A 21,878-nucleotide genomic window follows, 5' to 3' on the forward strand; every position below is an offset into this window, starting at 1 on the left:
TCTTGCAGTGCAACGATCCATGCTGCGGCGCATATAAAAGCGATTGCTCATGTGAATTTGTTCGCGGCTCGAAAAAATATCGAACTCGTTTCGTTCATGGGGTTGCGCAGGTCACGCAATTCCCGTATCGAAAATCTGTAACGTTTCAGATTCTGGGAGGAACCGAAATGCGATACAGACTTTTGACCGCTGCGCTGGCAGCGACGGCTACTCTGCAATTTGCCGGTTCGGCCGCGGCGACGGACCTCGAAGTGATTCACTGGTGGACGTCGAAGGGCGAGTCGGCGGCGGTGTCGCAGTTCGCAAAGGCCTTTGACAATGACGGCCACGGCGACCGCTGGGTGGACAGCGCCATCGCACTCGGCGAGACCGCCCGATCGACCGTCATGCAGCGCGTGCTCGGCGGCGATCCGCCCGGTGCCGCTCAGTTCAATCCCGGCCGGCAGTACGAAGAACTGATTTCGGGCGGCAAGCTGCTCGACCTGACGGACGTCGCGACCGCCGGCAAGTGGGATGAGGTCATTCGCCCGAAGGCGATCGGTAGCGCCTGCCTCGTTGACGGCCACTGGTGGTGCGTTCCGGTCAACATCCATTCGAATTACTGGGCCTGGTACTCCAAGCCGGTGTTCGAGAAAGCGGGCGTGCCGGAGCCGAAGAACCTGGCCGATTTCCTCGCGGTCGCGCCGAAGATCAAGGAGGCAGGCCTCATCCCCTTCGCCATCGGCGGCGACGGAAACGGCTGGCAGATTCAGTTGCTCTTCCAGGACATGGTTACCGAGGCTCTCGGTGTCGCCCAGCGCGACAAGATGTATACCACCAAGAGCGCCGAAATTGCCGGCAGCCCAGAGATGAAAGGCGTCTTCACGCAGTTGAGGGCCCTGAAGCAGTTCACCGACAACGGCTATGCCAACCGCAACTGGAACGACACCACCAACCTTGTGATCACCGGCAAGGCCGGACTTCAGGTGATGGGCGACTGGGCGCGCGGCGAATTCGCGGCCGCCGGCATGACCGGAGTCAAGGATTTCGGCTGCATGATCGGCCTGAACGAGGCCAAGCCGGTGGTCAGCACCGACGGCGACATCATCCTGTTCTTCAAGCAGAACAATCCGGATGTCGAAGCAGCGCAGAAGCGTCTTGCGGCGCTGCTGATCAGCCCGGAGGTCCAGGTCGCCTTCAACAACGCCAAGGGTTCCATGCCCGTTCGTGGCGATGTCGACATGTCGACAGCCGACCCGTGCATGCAGAAGTCGCTGAAGGCGGTGGAAGACCCGGCCAACATCGTCACTGCGACGAACCGGTTCATCACCGAGAACACCAATCAGCAGCTCAATGAGCTCGTCGCGCAATTCTTCGCAGACGACTCCATGACGGCTGACGACGCCACCGCGAAGTTCGCCACGATCATCGGCAATTCCGACTAGGAAACGATCAGTGCTCGAGGCGCCGCCCTTACAGCGGCGCCTCGGTCGCGTCCCGACCCGACAGGAAGCACTCTTTTTTCTCGGCAACGGGCTGACAATCGCAGGACGGGAAGCTGCGGCGGTCTGAAGCCCGGTGGTTCGGACAACGCTGACTTTCGCGTCGGCAAACGACCCTCAAGGCGTCGGTTAAAGCGGAGAAAGACGGACGATGCAGAAGAGCTGGAGGCACAGATTTCACCTGCCCGCCGTCATCGGGACAATACCGATGATTCTCGTTGCCCTCGGCGTGTTCGTGATCGGCATCGGCTTCTCGGTGTTATGGTCCTTCACCAGTTCGAAGCTCTTCCCCACCTACGATTTCGTCGGTCTGGCGCAGTACAGGCGCCTCTGGGCCGACAACCGCTGGCTCGTCTCGGTCAACAACATCTGGTTCTTCGGCCTGATGTCCATCACCTGCAACATGGTGTTCGGCCACCTGCTCGCCGTTTTCATGGACCAGCGCATCCGCCAGGAGGACCTGTTCCGCTCGATCTTCCTGTATCCTTTCGCCATGTCGCTGATCGTCACCGGGCTGGTATGGCAGTGGGCGCTCGACCCCAACCTCGGCCTGCAGGAGGCGCTCCGCAACTGGGGCTGGTCGAGTTTCAGCTTCGCCCCGCTGGTCAGCGCCGAGACCGCGCTGTACGCACTGGTCGTGGCGGGCATCTGGCAGGGCTCGGGCGTGACGATGGCGATCCTGCTTGCCGGCCTACGCGGCATTGACGAGGATATCTGGAAAGCCGCGAGGGTCGACGGCATCCCGACCTGGCGCACGCACGTTTCCATCGTGGCGCCGATGATGAAGGGTGCCTTCGCCACCGCCTTCGTTCTCCAATGCGTAGGCGTGGTGCGCGTCTACGACCTGGTCATTGCCATGACCGGCGGTGGGCCTGGCATCGCCACGTCCATGCCGGCAGTCTACGTCATCCAGCTCATCACCGTTCGCCAGAACGTCGGCCAAGGCATGGCTGGGGCAACGATGATGCTGCTGCCGGTCCTGATCGTGCTGGCTTTCAGCGGAATTCTACTATGGCGGCGAAATCGCCTGCGGGAGGCGGGCGCATGACCGTCGGACAGATCACCGCAATTCAACCGCTCCAGGAAGCACCGCATCAGGCTGGCGTGGCGCCCTTCGGGCCGAAACCGCGACGGATATCGGCCGGCCGCATCGGCATCTATGCTTTCCTGGTCGTTGCGGCCCTCTTTTTCCTCATCCCGGTCTACATCATGATCGTCACCTCATTGAAGGGGATGCCGGAGATCAGGCTGGGACATCTTTTCAACCTTCCGGGCGAGCCGACCTTTCAACCCTGGGCCGACGCCTGGCTCCACGCTTGCACCGGTCGCGATTGCAACGGCCTCAGTCCAGGCTTCTACAATTCGGTGAAGATCACCCTGCCCAGCGTGATCATCTCGATCATCTGCGCGTCGATCAACGGTTACGCGCTGACCTTCTGGCCATACAAGGGCGCCAATCTGCTCTTCGGGTTGCTCGTGTTTGGCGCCTTCGTGCCCTATCAGGTCGTGATCTATCCATTGATCATCGGGCTGAGCTCGGTCGGGCTGTTCGCCTCGCTCCCCGGCATCATCATCGTGCACACCATCTTTGGGATGCCGATCCTGACGCTGCTGTTCCGCAATTTCTACGCGGCAATACCGGTTGAGCTGTTCAAGGCAGCGCGTGTCGACGGTGCGGGTTTCTGGCGCATCTTTTTCTACATCATGCTGCCGATGTCGGTGCCGATCACCGTCGTCGCCGTCATCCTGCAAGTTACCGGCATCTGGAACGACTTCCTGTTCGGTATCGTGTTTGCCGGGCGGTCCAACTGGCCAATGACGGTACAGCTCAACAATATCGTCAACACCACCACCGGCGTGAGGGAGTACAATGTCAACATGGCGGCAACCATTCTGACGGCTGCGGTGCCTCTGCTCATCTACTTCATCTCCGGACGATGGTTCGTGCGCGGCATCGCCGCTGGCGCGGTGAAAGGCTAGTGGATATGGCGCAGAACGGTACCAGCGTTTCGATCCAGGACCTGTCGCTGAGCTTCGGTGTGGTGACCGTACTGGAGACACTTAATCTCGATGTCGCCGAGGGCGAATTCATCGTGCTGCTCGGGCCCTCGGGCTGTGGCAAGTCGACCTTGCTCAACTGCATTGCCGGCCTGCTCGACGTCTCCGAAGGCAGCATCTTCATCAAGGGCAAGAACGTCACCTGGGAAGAGCCCAAGGATCGCGGCATCGGCATGGTGTTCCAGTCCTATGCGCTCTACCCGCAAATGACGGTGGAGAAGAACCTGTCCTTCGGGTTGCGTGTCGCCGGCACGCCGAAGGACGAGATCGCCAAGCGGATCGCGCGGGCGGCCGAGATCCTGCAGATCGAGCCGCTGCTGCAACGCAAACCGGCAGCACTGTCCGGCGGCCAGCGCCAGCGCGTGGCAATCGGACGGGCGCTGGTGCGCGATGTCGACGTGTTCCTGTTCGACGAGCCRCTGTCCAATCTCGACGCCAAGCTGCGCGCCGAGCTGCGCGTCGAGATCAAGCTGCTGCATCGCAAGCTGCAGAACACGATGATCTATGTCACCCACGACCAGATCGAAGCGATGACGCTGGCCGATCGCATCGCGGTGATGAAGGGTGGCGTCATCCAGCAGCTCGATGCGCCACAGACCATCTACAATCGGCCGGTCAACCGCTTCGTCGCCGGCTTCCTCGGCTCACCCGCGATGAACTTCATCGACGGGCAGGCCGAGACCGGCGCCACCGCGGCTTTCAAGACCGGAAATGTATCCATACCGCTCGCCCGCTACGCTTTCGACGCAGCGGGCAACAGCAGCGGCCCTTGCGTGTTCGGTATCCGACCCGAGCATGTCGCCCTTGGCGAGGCGGCAAATGCCATGCCCTTTGCCATCGATGCCGCCGTCGAGATCGTCGAGCCGATGGGCTCCGATACGCTGGTATGGACGAAGCTCGGCGGTCAGAATTTCTCCTTCCGCGTCGAGGCGGAAAAGACGCTGCGCAATGGCGAGCCAATCCGGATCGGCTTTGATCCTGCCCGCGCCTCGCTGTTCGACAGCCAATCCGGCAACCGCATGTAGCTCCCAAGCCCCACTCCTCCCCAAGCAGAACGGACAGAGACGATGAACTGGTCATTCCAACTTTACAGCGCCCGCAATTTCCAACCCTGGGAAGGCGTCCTCGAGACGCTCGGCAAGGTCGGTTACACCCAAGTCGAAGGCTTCGGCGGCGTCTATGATGATCCCAAGGCCTTTCGCGCCGAACTCGACAAGAACGGGCTCGCCATGCCGACCGGGCATTTCTCGATCGACGCGCTCGAGAACGATTTCGACGGCGTGCGCAAAATTGCCGACACACTCGGCATCACGCTGCTCATCTGTCCTTTTCTGATGCCCGACCAGCGCCCATCCGATGCCGCCGGCTGGCGCGGTTTCGGCGAGCGTCTGGCAAAGGTTGGCGACGCCGCGAAAAGGGCCGGCTACGGCTTTGCCTGGCACAACCATGATTTCGAGTTCAAGAAACTTGCCGACGGCTCGGTGCCGCAGGAGCTTATCCTCGCGGCAGCGCCGGACATCGGGTGGGAAATCGACGTCGCCTGGGTGGTGCGCGGCGGCGACGATCCGCTGGCGTGGATCGACAAATACGGCAAGCGCATCAGCGCCGTCCACGTCAAGGACATGGCCAAGCCCGGCGAGGGGTTGGACGAGGATGGCTGGTCGGATGTCGGCCATGGCACGATCGACTGGGCCGGCCTGATCAAGGTGCTGCGCGCCAAGAGCGGCGCCCAATACTACGTCATGGAACAGGACAACCCGAACGACATCGAGCGCTTCGCCCGCCGCTCGATCGCAGCCGTCAAGACCTACTAGGAGCAATCAGCATGGCAAAGAAACTTGGCATCGGCGTCATCGGCTGCGGCAACATCTCGAAGGCGTATTTTTCGCTGGCGCCGCTGTTCCGCGGCATCGAGATGCGTGCCTGCGCCGACATCAACATGGAGGCGGCGAAGGCGCGGGCAAAGGAGTTCAAGCTGCGCGCCGAAACCGTCGACGACCTGCTCAGGGCCGACGACATCGACATCATCGTCAACCTGACCATCCCGGCGGTGCACTACGAGGTGTCGAAACAGGCTCTGGACGCGGGCAAGCACGTCTATTCGGAAAAGCCCTTCGTGCTGTCGGTCAAGGAAGGGCTCGACCTGAAGAAACGCGCCGAGGCGAAAGGCCTGCGCATCGGTTCGGCGCCCGACACGTTCCTCGGCGGCGCGCATCAGCTGGTCCGCGACCTGATCGACACCGGCAAGCTCGGCAAGATCACCAGCGGTACCTGCCACGTCATGGGCCACGGCATGGAGCACTGGCACCCCAATCCGGACTTCTTTTTCCAGCCCGGCGCGGGACCGGTGCTCGACATCGGGCCGTACTACATCACCAATCTGATCCAGCTGATCGGGCCGGTGAAGCAGGTGGCGGCCTTCGCGTCGACGCCCGCCAAGGAACGCACCATCAGCTCGAAGCCGCGCGCGGGCGAAAAGATCCCGGTCAACACGCCGACGACCATCCACGGCCTGCTGGAGTTCGAGAACGGCGCCGTGGTGACGCTGAACACCAGTTGGGACGTCTGGGCGCATGGCCACGCGCCGATGGAACTCTATGGCGAGGCGGGCACGGTGTTCGTGCCGGATCCGAATTTCTTCGGCGGCGACGTTCGCTTCACCGAAGACAGCAAGCCGGTCAAGAAGCTGCCGAAATGGAAGCATCCGTTCGGTGTTCCCAACGAGCTGCATTCGCAAGGCATGATGGCCAACTACCGCACGGCAGGCCTCGCCGACATGGCGGTCGCGATCGCGGAAGGCAGGCCGCACCGCTGCTCGATGGAACTGGCGCTGCATGCCGTCGACGTGATGACTGGGCTGTTGCGCTCAGGCGAAACCGGCAAGTTCGTCGCCATGCAGACCAGCTGCGAACGGCCGGCCGCACTTGGCGTCAAGGAGGCCAAGGCGCTGTTGGCGAAGAAGAAGTAGACCAGGCACCCAACCCTCTCCCCGTTCCGGCCGGGAGGGGGTAAGGGTGGGGGCAGAGCCGACTCGCCGCGTTGTCGCGATGGCAGCCGACTGGCTCTCTTCCATTTGAGGATTTTCCCATGCCCTACATCCCCGCCGAAAACCGCTACGAGAACATGATCTACAACCGCTGTGGTCGCTCCGGCCTGAAGCTGCCGGCGATATCGCTGGGGCTGTGGCACAATTTCGGCAATGACACACCGCACAAGACCAAGCAGGCGATCGTGCGCCGGGCTTTCGACCTTGGCATCACGCATTTCGACCTCGCCAACAATTACGGTCCGCCGCCCGGCTCGGCCGAGACTGCTTTCGGCGAAATCCTGCGCACCGACTTCGCCGGTTACCGCGACGAGCTGATCATCTCGACCAAGGCCGGTTACGAGATGTGGGCCGGTCCCTACGGCGAATGGGGCGGGCGCAAGTACATGCTGGCCAGCCTCGACCAGAGCCTGAAGCGGATGGGGCTCGACTATGTCGACATCTTCTATTCGCACCGCTTCGATCCCGATACGCCGCTGGAAGAAACGATGGGCGCACTTGACCATGCGGTGCGCTCGGGCAAGGCGCTCTATGCCGGCATCTCGTCCTACAATTCGCAGCGCACGCGCGAGGCCGCCGATATTTTGAAGCAGCTTGGCACGCCTTGCGTCATCCATCAGCCGAGCTATTCGATGCTTAACCGCTGGGTGGAGGAAGACGGCTTGCTCGATACGCTCGAAGGGCTAGGCGTCGGCTCCATCGTGTTCTCGCCACTGGCGCAAGGCATGCTGACCGACAAATATCTCGGTGGCATTCCCGAAGGCAGCCGCGCCTCGCAGGGCAAGTCGCTGAAGACAGCCTTCATCAACGACAGGACCATCGCCAACATCAAGGCGCTCGACGCCATCGCCGGCAAGCGTGGCCAGACACTGGCGCAGATGGCGCTGGCCTGGGTGCTGCGCAAGGGCAAGGTGACCTCGGCGCTGATCGGTGCCAGCCGGCCGGAACAGGTCGAGGACTGCGTTGGCGCGCTCAAGGTGCTTGACTTCAGCGATGCCGAACTCGCCGAGATCGATAGCTATGCGCGCGAGTCCGACATCAATTTGTGGGCGGCTTCAGCCGAGCGCAAAGGTCCACCGAGAAAGTAAGCCATGTAAGCCGGCAAATAAAAACGGCGGGACCTCTCCCGCCGTTTTTCATGTGAGACGAATTGCCTTCGCTTCAGGGCGTGGCTGGTTTCTGGGCGGTGCCTAGCCCTGCCTTGGGCTTTGCCGGCGCTGGCGCCGGCGTTTTCATTTTCGTCTCGATCCAGCCGGTGTAGTTGGCCAGCCGTGTGTAGATGCCGTAGGCGTCCTTGTGGCCGCAGGCCGCACTTCCGTCCGCCGGACCTTCGCCCCAGCTGACGACGCCGACCTGGACCGGACCCTCGGCGCCGGTCATGAACAGCGGACCGCCGCTGTCGCCGTTGCAGGCATCGCGCACGCCGCTGGTGGTGCCGGCGCAGATCATGTTGCCGGTCAGCGGGTCTGTCATGTCGGCGGCAATCGCATTGGCGGCAGCGTCGATGCCTTTTTCCGAATATCGCATGCGGTGGGACAGATCGCCAAGCGCGGCCTTCAGATCATGCGCATAGATGGCCTTGATGCCGCTGTTGCAGGCGGTGTTGGGCTGCAGGTCGAGGTCGGCAACCATCAGCGTGGTCGGAAACGTGCCATCCTGCATCTTGCCCCAGCCGGTGACAGTGGTCTTGCCGGTGTCGGGTGTGGCGTCATGGGTGACCTTGATGGTCGGCGCATCGGCCGGCTCTGCAAGCCGCAGCAGGCCGAGGTCGTTGTCAAGCGTTTGCTCGCTGTAGCCCTCGTTGACGACGACCTCCACCACCTTGTGGCGCTTGCCCTCGCTGAGATCGGTGGCGCCGGTCAGCACGGTGACGGCGTCGGGCGAAATCGGCTGGCCCTTGTCGTTGAGGCAGTGGGCCGCCGTCAGCACCCATTGCGGCGCGATCAGGCTGCCGCCGCAGAATTGCGCATTGGCCTGCGAGGCCGGGTTCTCGTCCAGCCTGTCGGTGGTGAGCAGCGCGACCTGAAACGGATAAGCGCCCTTTTCGGCCTGGTTGCCGCCATAGACGCGATCGGCACCCTCGGGATTTTCCGCCGCAGCCTTGGCCTTGGCATCCGCAACGCGTTTCATCGGCGAGACCGCCGCTTCGGGCCTGGCGGTGTCATCCGCCTGGCTGGCGCTGACGGTGGCAAGAGCCGAGGCGATGGCGAGCGCCGACGCGGCGACGATCGGCCTGAACCGATGGATGATGTGCACCTGAAATCCTCCTGAGACACGTTCCCGAACGAGCCACTCCGGCGCATGATCAGCGAAACAGTCGCCAGCAAACCGGCGTCGCTTCGCGGATCGCGTTCCCGTGCGGAACCCGTTCAAAACCCTATAGCCCCCCACGGGCTACGTGGAAGCGATTTGTCATTCCAATGTTGTATTAATTTAGGCAGTATACCGGCGCGGGTGTCTTTGGCGGGGGCCTTCGACAGACCGCGTGGCGTGATGATCAGGTTCAGGCGCCGGTAACCAAACTCATTTTTCGGCTTCACCACGATCTCGACAATATTTCTGTATTTTGATCAAGTCCTTGCTGACTTTTGGGAGAGTCTCACCATGACAAAACTGACAAACGCTATCATTGCGTCCGCATTGCTTTCAACTGCAATGTGGACGGTCCCGGTTTTCGCCGCCGATCCTGGCTCCGCCAGTGCCGGAAATGGCGAAAGCATGCGGGACATAACTTCAGGCGACTATAAGCCCGGGCGGGCAAAACCAATCGCGTCGCCGAAGCTGACTGACGAAGACAGCCGCGCCGCACCGCTTGCTGACGAGGCAACGGCTGTCAAATCCTATGGCATCGTCGGACGTTCCGCCGATGGCAAGGAGATCAAGATCGAGCCGAGCGAAGCGTTGCGGGATCTTATCATCAAGGAACTGAACGCGCCGGCCAACGGAAAGGACGGGGCGCAGCGCAAGACCGAAGATCCTGACCTTGGCGAAGGCGAAGCCGGCCGTCAGGTTTTCGGCACCGACGACCGTGAGCAGGTCAAGAACACCAAGACCTATCCGTTCTCGGCAATCGGCTATCTCGAAGCCAAATCGCCGAAGACGGGCAACTATGGCAGCTGCTCGGCAACGCTGATCGGCCCGCGCACGGTGCTTACCGCGGCGCACTGCCTCTACAGCCATGAGGACAAGGACTGGCTGTCCGAGTATCTGTTCGTGCCAGGCCTCAACGGCAGCACAGCAGACGACGCACCGTTCGGCGCCTTCACCTATGAGAGCGCTTACGTGCTGCAGGGCTTCATCGACAACTACCAGGGCTATTATGGTTCGGTCATCCCGTGGGATCTCGGCATCATCACGCTGAAGCAGGACGTCGGCACCAACCTCGGCTGGCTGGGCTATGCCAACTATGACGATCTCGGCGACTTCACCGCCAACCTCGTCGGCTACCCCGGCGACAAGCCGATGGGCACGATGTGGAAGGCGAACTGCGAAGTGCATGCCGAAAACATCGCTCCGGAATATTTCCAGTATGATTGCGATACGTTCCCGGGGTCGAGCGGCAGCTCGGTCTATGCCTATGACAACAACTCCAAGCAGCGCATCATCACCGGCGTCAACGTGGCCGAAAGCCCCGACGCGAACACCGCCGTGCGCCTGAACGCGGCCAACATCCAGTGGATCAACAGCCTGTACAAGTAATCGCTGCGCAATCACCGTGAAGACAAAGGGCGGCGGGGCAATCCCGCCGCCCTTTTTCATGCCGATGCTTCCGATGCGGCTTCTCTTGCACGAGGTCGGCTCGCCGACTACGCTTAAGGGGCCAAGGGGTTGGCATCCAAAGGGGCTCAAGGGATGGTGCGGACAAGGACGGTGTTCGGGATCGCGGCCGCATCGATGCTGGCCGCGCTGATGCTATCACCGGCCTTCGCTGATCCGCCGACCGGTCCTGCCGGCGGCGCCTGGGCGGAACGGGTGCAGATCCTCTACCAGGCAGACACGCGCTCGGTGCTGCGCAGGATGGTCCGGGTTTGGGATTTCCATCCGGAGAAAAACCTCGACTTCGTCTGGGAGCCGGCGGCTGGCCAGTCGCCCGACCGGACGATCACTGAGGACGGCACCATCAACGGCAAGGGCAGGCTGGTGTGGCGGGTGCGTGGCTCGGCGAGCTATGATCCCAAAACCATCTATTCCAGCTATTTCGGTGACGTCCACAATGGCCGGCCCGACGGGCAAGGCCGGCTCGAGCTGCGTTCTGGCGAGGTTTTCGAGGGGCATTGGCTTGCCGGACAACTCGACGGCAAGGGCATTCATGTCGATGCCGACGGCAACCGCTATGAGGGTCAGTTCGTCGCCGGCGCGCCGAATGGCGAGGGGCGACTGCTGTCGAAGACCGGCGAGATTTTTGCCGGCTCATTTGTCGACGGGTTGAAGAACGGCAAGGGCCGCACGCGGCTTGCCGGAGGCACGATCTACGAGTCGCAATGGGCAATGGGCAAGGAGGTCGGCGGAATGCGTCCCGACGTGCTGGCCGATGCCAGGGTCGGCGGGCTGCTCAAGGCGCAAACCGGCGGCGGCGATGCCGACAAGGTCGAGATCGGCGTTGCGGTCGACCAGCGCATGACCCAGCAGTCCGATATGCAGTACCAGCATCTGGTGCGCGACGAGGATATCGCGATCTATCCGCTGTCGGACCAGTACAATGACAGCTGGAACGGCACCGGCCAGGTCACCACCAGCAATGTCTATGAAGGTATGAACTGGGAGGAGGCGCCGGCCTTTGCCGAGGTCGACCTGAAGACGTCAGACCAGTCCAGGGTCAAGCTCGACAGTCTGGAAATGAAGGTCGCCGCCAGTGATGCCTATCGCAAGCCGATGTTGTCGATATCGGAGCATTTCGGCTGCGTCGGCTTCCGTCCGGATTTCTCGATCATCAACAATGGTTGGGGCGAGCCCAAGGACATGAAGATGTCGATCCAGTTCACCACGGTCGACGACGAAGGCAATCCGACAGGTGATCCCAGCCGCATGTTCAGCAAGGATGTCGGCAGTTTCGGCGAGGGCGTCGACGTGTCGATCAAGAGCGTGCTCGCAGAGGCTGGCGTCGACACGGCCAGCCTGGAGACGGGGCGGTTTCCCTGTCCTTCTGTCGATAGTCTCAACGTCTGCCGCAGCCAGCTCACCAACAAGATCAAGTTCGGCGAGGTCGCCGATTATCTCGGCACCATGCAACAGGCGATGACGCTGAATGCGATCGGCAAGTTCGACTATTCCTGGTCGGACGACGAGGGTCATGTCTACCAGCAGAGCGAGCCGTTCCGCACCTCTATCACCATGGCTGTTTTCGAGACGCCGGAAGCGATGGCCGAATGCGGCGATGGCGGCGGCGGCACGCCGGAAGCGATGCGCTACCAGAACATCGAGTTCCCGATCGGCAAGCATGATTACACCATCGCCATGCCGGTGCGCGGCAACAAAAAGATCAGCGCCTACACGGCGCGGCTGAAGATGTGGTCGTCGATGTCGTCGATCCATAGCTTCAGCATCGCCGCGCATTTTGCCGATGGCAGCGTGCGCGAGAGCAAGCCGGTCACCTTCTTCTATTTTCGGCCGAAGCAGTCGCTGTTCGAGACCAAGACCGAGCCGGCGGCCTGCTATCTGCCGCGCGATATGGTCGGCTGCGGTTAGGGTGTATTGATATTCAGGTGATGCCGGCCTGCAAACGGCAGTTTCCTGCGCTTCCGGTGCTCACGTACTTTAAGTACGCTCCGCTCCGGTTCTCGGAACCTACCTTGTTTGGTCGCTTCGCGCCCGTCTTCGACTCCAGCTCGGCCTGACCTGAATCTCAACACCCTGGCGCGCCTATTTGCGGCCCATCTCGAAATAGTTGGGCAGCGGCAAAAGCCTCGTGAACATCGTGCCCTGGGCGAAGACGCGCAGTTCCAGCATCGATCCCGACGACCGCTCGGCGCTCTGGTCGAAGAGGAAATTGCCGAGCGAATAGATCTCCGCAACATCGCCGCCGGCAAGCGGAACGATCGCCTCGCTCGATACATGCGGATGGCCGCCGACGATGACCGATGCGCCACGCAGCCGCATCTGGTCGGCAAGCATCTCCTCGCGCGCCGACGGTTCGGTCTTGTACTCGCGGCCCCAGTGGACGAAGGCGACGACCGGCCGCTCGGCGTTTTCGTGCAGCAGCCGGTCAAGCAGGGCAGGCGTCAGCAGATCAGTGTTCTTCGAGCCGTTGGTGTCGATGTCGGTCAGGCCGACAAGGTCGAGATCGGCAAGCGCCAGCGTCTCACCCTGGCCGAAATGCGGGATGCCGGCTGCGTTCAGCGCGCGCAGCGTCTCGGCATAGCCTGACGGGCCGAGATCATAGGCATGATTGTTGGCGAGCCCGACACCGGCGACATGCAGCCTCTTCAGCATGTCGACGGCCAGGTCTTGCGGCATCGCCAGCGTCATGTCGTCGATCGCTTCCGGCACGTTGGGCAGGATGACGCCTTCGAGGTTGACGATCAGCGGCCGTGAACCGGTGAGCGCCAGGACGCTGTCAACGATCCGGTCGGCAACACCGTCGCGGACCAGTATCTTCTTCATGGCACGGCCGAAATTCACGTCGCCGGCCAGATAGTAGATCCTGTCCTTCGGCCGTGCCGGGTTGTTGAAACCGGGAGCGAAGGCACCGAACAGCGCCACGACATAGCTGGTGGTCCGCTCGACATAATCCGGCGTGTGTTCCTGCGAATTCTCGTTGGCGACGACCAGCGGCTGGGCGCCGAACAGTTCGCGCTGCAGCCTGGTCTGGATGTACAGCGCGCCAACGGAATCGGCGTGATCGGGCTGGCGAAGCGCCGCTATGCCGTCGAGCGACCCGGCGGCGAGCATGTTCAGCGTCTGCTGGTCGAAGCGCCGTGCGTCGTGCTGCGGCAGATAGTGCGAGAAGTCGGTGGATTCGACGATCAGTGTGTCCCGGTCGACTATCGGCTTCAGGGCCTCGGCCAGCCTGTCCCAGTCGCCGCGCCGCGCCTTGACCGACATCGCCACCGGCACGATTTTCGCATCGGGGAAGTAGTGGTGCAGGAAAGGCAGCAGGGCGTGCACGCCATGTTCCTTGTCGAACAGGCAGGACTCCTCGACCATGTCGCCGTGCGTTTCGAGCTGGCGCACTGCTTGTACGTCCGCCGCGACCGGACCAAGCACGGTATCGAAGCCGCGTACCGAGGTGGCGTACAGGTTGTGCGTCTTGTGGAAATGGTCCGGCGACAGGATAACGATGCGCTTGTAGCGGAAGCCGGACGCCGCCCGGAACCCCAGCGCCACCAGGTCTGCGGCCAGGAGATGATGCGGGACTGTGATGCCGGTCAGCCGCTGGTTCGATGGCTCGATATCGGCGACCTTTGCGATGGCATCCTTGAACAGTTTGGCGTCGTCGTAGAAGGGCGGAAAGTTGTCAGCGCCGGGCGGGCAAATTATGGGCGCGGCAACGGCGTGAAAGAGTGGGGTAAAGAGGCAGAATAGCATTGCTGCGATTGCCGGCCACAGTCGCGCGAGGGGGGTGTCTTGGCGCAGTCCCCTCATGGCTCGGCGAGCACGATGTTCTCCACGCCGCCGACATAGTAGAACGGCTTCTGCTTTGATGACGTCAGCCTCACCACCTCGCGCGAAATGTAATCGGCAAGGCCGAACAGCGTGACACCGCCGTCGGACGTCCTGGCCTTGCCGCGCAGGCCTTCGAGGATCGAATAGGTGAAGACGCCGTGGCCGAGTTCGGGCAGTTCGGCGGCGGTGTTGTTGGCGGCGGTGGCCGAAAACACGACGATGCGCGCATCCTGCGCGTCCTTTTCCAGGCGCGGGTTGAAGGCGTTGGCGGCATGGCAGGTGTCGAGCAGCATGAAGCGCATGCCCTTGGCCCGCTCGACCGATTTCTGGATGTCCGACCAGTCGACAAGCGAGGAGCGCTTCCAGCGCTCGGCATCCTGTTTGCGGCCGTCGGTCGGGATGAAATAATAGTCCTCGTCGATGTTGATGCCGTGGCCGGCGACGAAGATGATCGTGGTGTCGTGCTCGCCCGGTCTGTCGAGGAAATCGGCGAGCTGGTCGTCGATCGTGTCGGAGTCGGGCTCCATGATGCCGTCGGCGCTGGCGATTGAATAAGTCTGCTTGGCCTTGTCGGGGGCCTCATCGAGCGCTTCACGGTTGACCAGAACCAGCGTCTCCATCGATGAGAACAGCGGCGCCGATTTCTGCGCAATCACCTTGAGGAATTCGGTGGCATCATCGACGGGGTAGCGCAGGTCGCAGGCGTGGCCCGAACAGGCGTCGGTCAGGAACGGATATTTGTCGACGCCGATGACCGCGACATAGAGCTTGCCCTTCGCCTCGGCCTTCTCGGTCTTCCTTGCCAGCGCCGTTACGCTGCGTTCGGTCAGATAACCGAATTCGTTGGTGCCGGTGATGCGGATGGTGTTTTCGCCATTCTCGACCGGTATCTCGACGATGGTGTTGTCGCCGTCCACCGACCGGGCGGTGACGTCGCCGACATTGCGGCTGTTCGACAGGATCGAGAAGCCGGCGACATCGGTCCCGGCTTGCCCGGCGCCGGTGATCTCGACGGCGACATAACCGTCACGCACCTTGCTCTGGTCGGCGGCGAGACGGATGTCGAACTCCGGCGGCTTGCGCTGCAGCAGTTTCTGCAACTCGTTGTCGACGCCTGGCCGCATCTCCTTGACCGCCTGTTTGGCGCTGCGCAGGATGATCGCGCGGCGAACCATCTCCGGGCTCCAGAGATATTTCTTCAATTGGCCGGCGCGGATGAAGCGGCCTTCATGGTCGCGGCCCTGGTTGACCTGCCAGCCGATCAGCTTGTCGCCTTCATCCGAGGAATAGTAGTAGCCCTGCGGCATCCACGCGATCCATTGCGAGCCGGTGAAGAACATCGAGACGATCAGCTCGTGCGTCTTCAGATTCCAGAGCCTGAGCGTCTGGTCGGCGCTGCCGGTGACCAGCAGGCCGGCTTTTTCCGAAGCGACCATGGCATTGATTTCGCCGGTATGGCCGGTGAATTCGCCCGACACTCTCGCTGTCGGCGTCCTGTATTCGAGCATCGTGCCGTCATTGCCGCCGGTGATCAGGCCAAGGCCGTTATCGATCAGCGTGAAGGCCGAATGGACAAAGCCATTGGTGGCATCGTTCTCGATGCTGCGCACCATCTTGCCGCCATTGGCGATCTCCAGCACCGCGTTTTCCAACGCGTCCTTGCCTCCCTCCCTGGCGCGCAGCGACCACCGGCCGTCTGTCAACGCGGCGCGGGCAAACGAGCCCGGCTCCGCCAGCGGCTGCGGGTCGTCGAAGAACCGCTCGGTGGTCGGCAGCACCAGCCTGTTGTCCAGTGCGCCTTGTTCCTCCGGACAGGACACGCGCTCGGGGCAAGGGTTGGCATTGCCCCAGGCGATGACGTCATTCGCTACGTCGATGCCGACGGCGGTCACCGGCTCACCCACTCCCTGCAGCAGGGCCTTGCGCTCGCCAGTCGTGGGATCCCAGACCTGGATGGCGTTGCGCGTGCCGCCGGCGGTCGCCACCAGCGAACCATCGGCATTGGCGGTGCTGGCATAGACCGTGCCGTCATGGCCGGTATAGTCGAGCACCCTCTCGCCGGTGTCGGTGTTCCAGATGATGGAGCGGTGCTTGTCGGCGCAGCGATAGCCGCAAGAGGCGACCAGTCGCGACCCCTTGGCAAAGGTCAGCGAGCCGATGAGGAAATCCTGCGTTGGCATGGCGCGCACCATTGTGCCGTCTGCTGCGTGCCAGAACTGCACCTGCCCGTCCTTGCTGCCGGTGGCAAACAGGCTGCCATCCGGCGAGACGGCCAATGCCATGACACTGATATCCCGCAACGGTTCGGCCTCGGCCGGCAAGGCGATCTCCTCGCCCTTCGCGACGTCCCAGAGCCGGATGCCGTTGTCGGTGGTGGTCGCCGCCAGCCTAGTCCCCGCGGCCGCGAAGGCGAGCTTGTCGATGTGCCAGGAATCGGCATCGAGCTTCTTGTCCAGCGTCCACCCGGTCGCGGATTTGTCGTCCCGCCGCCAGAGATAGACGACACCGTCGGCGCCACCAGCAGCCAGGGTTTTGCCGTCGGGCGAGAAAGCGAGGTCGTAGGTCGCGTAGTCGGCGGCCTTGAGCACCGCCTTCATCTTGCCGGTGGCAAAGTCGAACAGCCGGATGTCGCCATAGGGTGGCTTGTCGCCGAGGCTGGCGCCGAAATAGCCGCCGGCGGCAATCGTCTTGCCATCCGGCGAGACCGAGACCGCGAAGATCTTGCCGTCGCTGCCATTGCCGAGATAGCCGCGAATGGTGCGCAGCGTCACCCCGCTCTGCCAGTCCCAGATACGGATGGTCTTGTCGTTCGATGCCGAGATGATGTCGTCGCCGTCGGGCGTGAAGGTGAGGTCGGTGACCTGGGCACTATGACCGCCGGTGTCGAGATCGAGGTGGAAGTCAGCCGCCTCTTCGGCGTTAGCAGCCGATGCGACAGCAAGCGCACCGGCCATGGCGAGCCAGCAGCAGGCACGCAGGAGGCGGCGGGCTGCTCCTCCCATCGCTATTTGACTTCGGCCGCGGGTTGCCCTTTGCGCACATAAGCCTCGATCGCCGTGGCGAAAGTCGGTGAACCCGCCTGGCGCTGCTTGTCGACATAGCCGGCAAAATAACTCCAGAACGAGACGGCATAGTCGCGGAAATAAGCGTCGGTCACTTTGCGCGAACACAGATCGCCGTCGATGCAGAACGACAGGCGGTTGAGGAAATAGACGATGCGGTCGAAGTTTTCGCTGAAATCGGCGAGTGGCATGTCGCCACCGCTGGCGGTCATCGCCTCGATGCCGATCCGCTGCCGGAACACCTGCTCCTCGGTCGGCGAGGGGTTGGCGCTGAGCAGATTGTCATATTTGGCGTTGAGGGCCGCAAGACGATCTTTCAGCGCGCGTTGCGCCTGCTGATAGTCCTTGGTTTCCCAGAGCTCAACCAGCGACATGGTCTGCTCGACGCGCTTCTGCTCCTGGTTGGCGAGGAACTGGTAGATCGAAAACATCAAGGTGAAGATGATGGCCAGACGCACCAACAGGCCCGACCAGGCATAGACCAGCATGCGCCAGTCGCGGTCGGTGAACGGGTTCGCTTCCTTCTTGATCTCGTGGCTGCTCGGCCAGGGAAACCCCTCGGTGGTTTCCGGCAAAGCCGGCTTCGTGGCTGGCGCCTTTGCGGTGGCGGCGGCAGCTGCCGTTTGCCTGGTGTTGGCCGCCGGCTTTTTCATTGGCAGCTGTCCAGTTCGATGACGGCGGAGGGATCCAGCACGATGCCGGGCGCCTCCAGCTTCTTTTTCAGGCATTCCAGCTGCAGGCGCGAAATCATGAACTGCACATCGGGCTCCGCCGCCCCCTTGTTCGGTGATGGCAGCGCCTCGACCACGCCCCGCGAGGCGCAGTTGCTAAGATCGACGACAACCGCTCCGTTGCCGCTTTTGGCGATCTGATCATACTGATCGAGAAAACAGGTTGCCAGTTCAGAGTTGGTGACGATCTGATTGACACAAAGGCCGCAGGCCTCGTCCGCCGAAGCATTGGCGATCAGCAACAGGCTGCCGGCAAGGCCAGCCACCGATCCACGCCAGGAAAACATAGATTTCTTCACAATCGATCCTATCCGCTTCGTCAGGCGGTCATGCGCCATTGCGCCCGCCGGGAATGTTCTCATATCGCGCCGATCGCGCAAGAGCCGGTCCGGCCCTTGTGCCGGCATTCGGTCAGGCGCGTGGCACCGTTTCCATAGGGAAGATCATCACCGCGCCCTTCGGGCCGCTCTTGTCGGCGAGCCGCATCACCGAGCGGGTTGCCGGCGCCATGCCGATATCGGTCAGCATGTCGGAGAAGCTGGCAGGGCCTAGCCCGCGCGTCATGGACGCAACGCCGTCCTGCGCCAGGAAGCTCAGATCCTCCTTCTCGCTTTCCGGCGGCGCCTCGGTCAAAACCGCGATCATCCTTTCCATGCCGAAGCTGGTGTCGGTGAAGGCCAGCAGCCCCTCTTCGAGCGAGGCTTGCGGCGCCAGGCGCTCGGCGACGATGTGGGTGATCGAATAGTCGCTGCCGACATAGAGCACGTTGATGTCGACCAGCAGATCAGAGCTGTTCTTTGCCAACACATGCACTTCGTCGCCCGGGGAGACGCGAGGCACCACCGAAGCCTGCAACGGTTCGAGACCATCCTTGTCACGGCGTTTGACCTGGAACTGGACATCGACGTCCTCCGGCTTGTAGTCGGATGCCGCCGCCAGCCGCGACAGCCCGGTGGCACGGAAGATGGTGCGCAGATTTCTGGTCGTGGCCTCGACCAGCTTTTTCCGGTCATCCATGTGAATGATGATCAGCGGCGGCTTGCTGCCGTCCTTCAAGGTCACGTCGCCCGAGGCCGGCAGGAACCACAGCGCTGGCTTGTCGGTCGCGTCCTTGGCAGCGCCGGCAATGGCATTCTCGCGCATCACCGCAAAGCGAAGCTCGGCGCTCTTGCCGGGGTCGACCAGTTCGATGTTGAAGCCGGTTTCCTTGGCCGTAGCCAATTCGTCGAGAACCGAATTGACCAGAGCGGTTTGCTTTTCCAGTCCCTTGGTCGCCGCCGGCCGCGCCACGGCGAGCTTGTAGTCGACGGCGATCTCGGCCACTCGCGCATAGGCGTTGGCGGGAATATCGGCGAGCTTCAGCGCCGGCTTTTTGTCGAATTCGACCGGCTTGACCCGGCTCTCCAGGTTCCTGGCTGACTGCACCTCGAGAAAGCCGACAGCGTCAGAAAGCTGCGACAGCGCCGACGGCAGGATGGCGAGCTTGCTGCCGGGGGTGAGGCGATGCAGCAGGCCGGCGCCGATCGTCGCGTCGCCATCCTTGATGACAACAGGCCATTGCATGACCGCGTCCGTCTTGTCGGTGCCGAACACGCGGGCATCGAGTTCGCCCTCGAACAGCGGTGTCGGGCGCGTGCGGCTGTCGGCCGAATATTGCTGCAGCACGGCCTGGCCGAGCTGGCGATAGGTGACGTTCGGGTTCTCGGCCAGTTTCGACAGGATGGTGAAGGTGAACAGACCGAACCGGGGTGCATCGGTCGTGCCCTTGGGCAGCGGCATCTCCGGCGTCGTCTCCACTGTCTGCGCGGCATAGAAGGCGACCAGCTTGCCCTTGGTGATCGGTTCGCCGCCGGTCGGGGTCAGGTTGAAGGCGGGCTTGCGCTTGCCGTTGTCGTCGACGCCGCGCGAGCCGGCGGCGGATGTCACCTCGTCATAAGCCTTGATCGCCGCGGCCCGCTCGGCTTCGCTGCCGCCGACCAGGTCGGCGAACTCGACCTTGCGCTCCATCTCGTCGTCGACTTCGACAGCGCGGGTCGCGGTGCCGGAATGGCAGCAATCGAACACGACCCAGACGAAGGCGCCTTTGTTGCGGATGGCGTCGAGCGCAGCACCGATCTCGTTGTCGACCAGCGCATTCGGCACGCCAGCATCACGGTTGATCCATTTGTCGATGTCGACGGGCAGGAAAATCTCGTCGAGCCCGTCGGTCTCGTCGCCCTTGACCCTCTCCGGCTGCTGGGCGCCGTGACCGGACAGGTGCAGATAGACGAAATCGTCGCGCTGCACCTTGGCGGCGAGGTCGGCCAGCGCGGCCTTGATCGCGGCATGGGTCGGCAAGCCATTTGCGCCTGGGACGTCCTTGGCCAGCAGCGTGACATTCTCGGGCGCGAACCGCACCGGGTCGGGCACGTTCTTCAACAGGTACTCGTGGACCAGGCCCGCATCGTTCTTCGGTCCGATCAGCCAGTTCCTCTGCGGCAGGTTCGGATATTCGGTGCAGGCGACCAGCAGCGCATGGTAAGTGCGCGATGCTGCCATGGTCCTGAACGACACCGCGCCAGCCATCGTCAGCGCGGACGTGCCGACCAGCAGCGTCCGCCGCGTCAATTTGATCATGATTGCTTCCCCAAGCCCGATCGAATTCCCAAGCGCGGCAATCCTTGCCGAAGATTTTGTCAGTATTTTGAATGTTGCATCGCAGAGCAACCCGCCTGTTACCCCGTTCCGGTCGACGATAGGCTTTCTCGACAGCCTTCCGGGGCAGAGATGTTGTAAACAGTAGCAAAAATGCCTGTTCGTCGCTATCTGGATGGATAGGGATCGTTTGCGCGCGGAAATGATGCGCGAGCGACGCAGGACAGGTTGGAAACAGGATCATGGCGGCAAGGGATGTGCTGACGAAGAACCAGCTGTGCGTGCTCGAGAAACTCGAGGCCRCCAGCGGGCCGCTCAGCGCCTACACCTTGCTCGACCAGCTGCGTGAGCGCGGTTTTCGCGCGCCGCTGCAGGTCTACCGGGCACTCGACACGCTGGTGAAGTCCGGCTTCGTGCATCGGCTCGAAAGCATCAACTCCTTCGTCGCTTGCGCCGAGCCGCATGACCACAGCCATTCGATGACCGCCTTCGCCATCTGCGACACATGCGGGCAGGTCACCGAAATGTCCGATCACGATGTCGACCACCGGCTGGACGAATGGGTGCGCTCGACAGGCTTCGCCGCCAAGAAGGCGGTGATCGAATTTCGCGGGACATGTGCGAAGTGTTTGGCTGAAGCGGCCTAACGCGCGGTCGACCAGGCAAACCAGAACGCAACGAGCGCCAGCAAGGCCGAAAGCAGCCGTCGGCTGGTTCGTTCCAGCCGTGGATCGTTGAGGAATGGCTGCAGCGCTCCCGCTAACACGACTATCAGTCCATGGATGGCTGTCGCGATGGCCACATAGGTCAGGATAAGCAGGACAGTCTGCGCAAGTATCGGCCGTCCGGCCTCGACGAAGGTCGGCAGCACGGCGACATAGAAGATCGCCGCCTTCGGATTGAGGAGATTGGTGACAAATCCGCGCCAGAAATACTTCCCACCCGGATTGCCCTTGTTCGAAACCACATCGGTTCCAGCGGTCCAACCCTCCCAAGCGAGATAAAGCAGGAACAGAATGCCTGCCCAGCGGAGACCCTCGTAGAGCAAGGGCGACGCCTGAATCACTTCGGCGACGCCCAGGGCGGCGATGCCGCCAATGGCCGCCAGACCCGACGCGATGCCCGCCACGGTGGCGAAGCCCGCCCTGCGGCCGTGGCTCGCCGAAACCAGTGCCAGGTAAGTCATGTTGGGGCCTGGCGTCAGTTCGATCAGCATCGACGCCAGCGCGAATGAGAGGAATGTGGCCGTTGAGAACGGCAGCAT

General features: G+C 62.5%; 17 protein-coding genes. 10 read left to right on the plus strand and 7 right to left on the minus strand.

Features of this window, described 5'->3' with window-relative positions:
• Positions 1 to 167: 167 nt before the first annotated feature.
• The 7 genes from AC1DZP_RS27730 (at position 168) to mgrA (ending at position 7,673) form a co-directional block, all read left to right on the plus strand.
• Positions 168 to 1,424, plus strand: a complete 1,257-nt coding sequence (locus tag AC1DZP_RS27730; protein ID WP_477306810.1) for an ABC transporter substrate-binding protein — start codon at positions 168 to 170, stop codon at positions 1,422 to 1,424.
• Positions 1,425 to 1,632: 208 nt separating this feature from the next.
• The gene (locus tag AC1DZP_RS27735) at positions 1,633 to 2,529 is read left to right on the plus strand and encodes a carbohydrate ABC transporter permease (RefSeq protein ID WP_477306812.1); all 897 of its coding nucleotides are present in this window, start codon (positions 1,633 to 1,635) and stop codon (positions 2,527 to 2,529) included.
• A complete protein-coding gene (locus AC1DZP_RS27740; protein WP_477306814.1) occupies positions 2,526 to 3,461 on the plus strand; it encodes a carbohydrate ABC transporter permease in 936 nt (311 codons plus the stop codon). Before AC1DZP_RS27735 ends, AC1DZP_RS27740 begins: the two co-directional genes overlap by 4 nt.
• A 5-nt stretch (positions 3,462 to 3,466) precedes the next feature.
• The gene (locus AC1DZP_RS27745) at positions 3,467 to 4,564 is read left to right on the plus strand and encodes an ABC transporter ATP-binding protein (RefSeq protein ID WP_095084756.1); all 1,098 of its coding nucleotides are present in this window, start codon (positions 3,467 to 3,469) and stop codon (positions 4,562 to 4,564) included.
• 42 nt (positions 4,565 to 4,606) lie between these two features.
• Complete coding sequence (locus tag AC1DZP_RS27750; protein ID WP_477306816.1) at positions 4,607 to 5,353, plus strand: sugar phosphate isomerase/epimerase family protein; 747 nt, start codon at positions 4,607 to 4,609, stop codon at positions 5,351 to 5,353.
• Between the two features lie 11 nt (positions 5,354 to 5,364).
• Positions 5,365 to 6,507: a Gfo/Idh/MocA family protein gene (locus tag AC1DZP_RS27755; RefSeq protein WP_477306818.1), complete on the plus strand. Its 1,143-nt coding sequence runs from the start codon at positions 5,365 to 5,367 to the stop codon at positions 6,505 to 6,507.
• Between the two features lie 119 nt (positions 6,508 to 6,626).
• The gene (mgrA, locus tag AC1DZP_RS27760; protein WP_457153347.1) at positions 6,627 to 7,673 is read left to right on the plus strand and encodes an L-glyceraldehyde 3-phosphate reductase; all 1,047 of its coding nucleotides are present in this window, start codon (positions 6,627 to 6,629) and stop codon (positions 7,671 to 7,673) included.
• Positions 7,674 to 7,746: 73 nt separating this feature from the next.
• On the opposite strand, the gene AC1DZP_RS27765 is transcribed toward mgrA, so the two are convergent.
• Positions 7,747 to 8,841, minus strand: a complete 1,095-nt coding sequence (locus AC1DZP_RS27765) for a S1 family serine peptidase (protein WP_477306820.1) — start codon at positions 8,839 to 8,841, stop codon at positions 7,747 to 7,749.
• A 348-nt stretch (positions 8,842 to 9,189) separates the two neighbouring features.
• On the opposite strand from AC1DZP_RS27765, the gene AC1DZP_RS27770 reads away from it, so the two are divergent.
• Both AC1DZP_RS27770 and AC1DZP_RS27775 read left to right on the plus strand, forming a co-directional pair.
• Positions 9,190 to 10,284 (plus strand): trypsin-like serine peptidase, encoded by a 1,095-nt coding sequence (locus tag AC1DZP_RS27770; RefSeq protein WP_477306822.1) that lies wholly within the window; start codon positions 9,190 to 9,192, stop codon positions 10,282 to 10,284.
• A 153-nt stretch (positions 10,285 to 10,437) separates the two neighbouring features.
• Positions 10,438 to 12,270 carry an MORN repeat-containing protein gene (locus AC1DZP_RS27775; RefSeq protein WP_477306824.1) on the plus strand — a complete coding sequence of 611 codons (1,833 nt, stop codon included), beginning with the start codon at positions 10,438 to 10,440 and terminating at the stop codon, positions 12,268 to 12,270.
• Positions 12,271 to 12,444: 174 nt separating this feature from the next.
• On the opposite strand, the gene amrB is transcribed toward AC1DZP_RS27775, so the two are convergent.
• The 5 genes from amrB to AC1DZP_RS27800 all read right to left on the minus strand — a co-directional run bounded on the left by amrB (position 12,445) and on the right by AC1DZP_RS27800 (position 20,596).
• Entirely contained in the window at positions 12,445 to 14,109 is a 1,665-nt protein-coding gene (amrB, locus tag AC1DZP_RS27780; RefSeq protein WP_477306826.1) for an AmmeMemoRadiSam system protein B, read from the minus strand.
• Between the two features lie 53 nt (positions 14,110 to 14,162).
• The gene (locus AC1DZP_RS27785; protein WP_477306828.1) at positions 14,163 to 17,189 is read right to left on the minus strand and encodes a caspase family protein; all 3,027 of its coding nucleotides are present in this window, start codon (positions 17,187 to 17,189) and stop codon (positions 14,163 to 14,165) included.
• Between the two features lie 2 nt (positions 17,190 to 17,191).
• On the minus strand, positions 17,192 to 17,902 hold the full coding sequence (locus AC1DZP_RS27790) for a DUF4760 domain-containing protein (RefSeq protein ID WP_477306830.1): 711 nt from the start codon (positions 17,900 to 17,902) through the stop codon (positions 17,192 to 17,194).
• On the minus strand, positions 17,899 to 18,318 hold the full coding sequence (locus tag AC1DZP_RS27795) for a hypothetical protein (RefSeq protein ID WP_477306832.1): 420 nt from the start codon (positions 18,316 to 18,318) through the stop codon (positions 17,899 to 17,901). The genes AC1DZP_RS27790 and AC1DZP_RS27795 overlap by 4 nt, the downstream gene beginning before the upstream one ends.
• Positions 18,319 to 18,391: 73 nt before the next feature.
• Positions 18,392 to 20,596 carry a caspase family protein gene (locus tag AC1DZP_RS27800; RefSeq protein WP_477306833.1) on the minus strand — a complete coding sequence of 735 codons (2,205 nt, stop codon included), beginning with the start codon at positions 20,594 to 20,596 and terminating at the stop codon, positions 18,392 to 18,394.
• Positions 20,597 to 20,856: 260 nt separating this feature from the next.
• Here AC1DZP_RS27800 and AC1DZP_RS27805 point away from each other — a divergent pair, with 260 nt between their 5' ends.
• On the plus strand, positions 20,857 to 21,261 hold the full coding sequence (locus tag AC1DZP_RS27805) for a transcriptional repressor (protein WP_477306835.1): 405 nt from the start codon (positions 20,857 to 20,859) through the stop codon (positions 21,259 to 21,261).
• Here AC1DZP_RS27805 and AC1DZP_RS27810 read toward each other — a convergent pair.
• Positions 21,258 to 21,878: a LysE family translocator gene (locus AC1DZP_RS27810; protein WP_095085001.1), complete on the minus strand. Its 621-nt coding sequence runs from the start codon at positions 21,876 to 21,878 to the stop codon at positions 21,258 to 21,260. The two genes, AC1DZP_RS27805 and AC1DZP_RS27810, sit on opposite strands and share 4 nt — an antisense overlap.

This window comes from Mesorhizobium sp. P2_F8 (genome assembly GCF_056403655.1).